Raw genomic sequence first — 1,902 nt, forward strand, 5'->3', positions numbered from 1 at the left:
AGCCCGTAGACCCGCGCCGCCAGAACCAGGGCGGCTCGCCGCTCGGTTACACGGCAGCGGTCGAGCTGTCCTCCGACCGGCTGGTCAACAGCAAGCGCAAGCCCCGCCCGCAGAACCCGGCCCGGGCTTCCCGCTTCAAGCTCGGCGGCAAGAAGGAAGAGGCCGAGCGGCAGCGCAAGCTCAACCTCATCCGTACGCCGGTGCTGTCGTGCTACAAGATCGCGGTCATCAGCCTCAAGGGCGGCGTCGGGAAGACGACGACCACCACGGCCCTCGGCTCGACCCTCGCGATCGAGCGCCAGGACAAGGTCATCGCGATCGACGCCAACCCGGACGCCGGCACGCTCGGCCGCCGCGTTCGCCGGGAGACCGGCGCGACGATCCGCGACCTGGTCACCGCGATCCCCTATCTCAACAGCTACATGGACATCCGCCGGTTCACCTCCCAGACGGCCTCCGGGCTGGAGATCCTGGCGAACGACGTGGACCCGGCCGTCTCGACGACCTTCAACGACGACGACTACCGCCGCGTCCTCGACGTCCTCGGCAAGCAGTACCCGATCATCCTCACCGACTCGGGGACCGGCCTGCTCTACTCCGCGATGCGCGGAGTGCTCGACCTCGCCGACCAGTTGATCGTCATCTCCACCCCCTCGGTGGACGGCGCGAGCAGCGCGAGCACCACGCTCGACTGGCTCTCCGCGCACGGGTACGGCGATCTGGTGCAGCGCAGCATCACCGTGATCTCGGGTGTGCGGGAGACCGGCAAGATGATCAAGGTCGAGGACATCGTGTCCCACTTCGAGACCCGCTGCCGCGGCGTGGTGACGATCCCCTTCGACGAGCATCTGTCCGCGGGCGCCGAGCTCGATCTCGACATGATGCGGCCGAAGACGCGCGAGGCGTACTTCGATCTGTCCGCACTCATCGCCGAGGACTTCGCGCGTGCCCAGCAGGAGCAGGGCCTGTGGACGGCGACGGGCAACCCGCCGCCGCAGCTGGCCCCGCCGATGCCCGGTCAGCAGCAGCCCGGCCAACCGCCCATGCCGGGGCAGCAGTTCCCGGGCCAGCCGCCGCAACAGCCCTACGGGCAACAGCAATACGGGCAGCAGCCGTACGGGCAACAGCAGCCGCCTCCGCAGCCGGGCCATCCGCAGTATCCGCAACAGGGCGGCTGGCCTCAGCAGCCGCCGCCGGGGCAGGCACCGCCCCAGGGCTGAGCCGGGACACCCGGCACACCGCCCTACGGCGGGCCGGGTGTTCCCGCAGCGTCCGCCTGCGCGTCCGCGTCCGCTGCCGCGACCAGTTCGCGGCAGCGGTCGACGTCCTCGGCCATCCGGCGCAGCAGGCCGTCGAGGGTCTCGAACTTCTCCTGACCGCGGATGTAGGCCAGGAAGTCGACCGCCACCCGCAGCCCGTACAGGTCGAGGTCCACCCGGTCGATGGCGTACGCCTCCACCGTGCGCTCGGTGCCGTCGAACTGCGGGTTGGTGCCGACCGAGATCGCCGCGGGCATCCGCTCGCCGTCGGCCGTCAGCCAGCCCGCGTACACCCCGTCGGCGGGGGTCGCGGTGTGCGGGAGGGTCTCGGTGTTGGCGGTGGGGTAGCCCAGCTCGCGCCCGCGCTGCGCTCCCCGCACCACCACGCCCTCGACGCGGTGCGGCCGGCCCAGGACCTCTGCCGCCGCACTGACGTCGCCCTCGGCGACCAGCCGCCGGATCAGGGTCGAGGAGAAGGGCTCGCCGCCTCCGGCGCGGCCGCGTTCGTAGAGGTCTATGACGACCACGTCGTAGTCGTAGGTCTCGCCCAGCTCGGCGAGGAAGGTGACGTTGCCCGCCGCCCGGTGTCCGAACCGGAAGTTGGGACCTTCGACGACGCTGCGCGCGTGCAGCTTGTCGACCA

At 71.0% G+C, this 1,902-nt stretch carries 1 protein-coding gene and 1 pseudogene; one reads left to right on the top strand and one right to left on the bottom strand.

The window, feature by feature from the left end; all coding sequences use genetic code 11:
* Positions 1 to 1,217 (top strand): annotated as a pseudogene (locus ACRDP3_RS21280) (MinD/ParA family ATP-binding protein); the annotation flags it as partial.
* A gap of 26 nt (positions 1,218 to 1,243) precedes the next feature.
* Here the strand turns inward: ACRDP3_RS21280 and ACRDP3_RS21285 are convergent.
* Positions 1,244 to 1,902: riboflavin kinase (locus ACRDP3_RS21285; RefSeq protein ID WP_431518579.1), on the bottom strand; the 659-nt coding region annotated here is incomplete at its 5' end.

This window comes from Streptomyces sp. (genome assembly GCF_050698815.1).
Classification (GTDB): Bacteria; Actinomycetota; Actinomycetes; order Streptomycetales; family Streptomycetaceae; genus Streptomyces.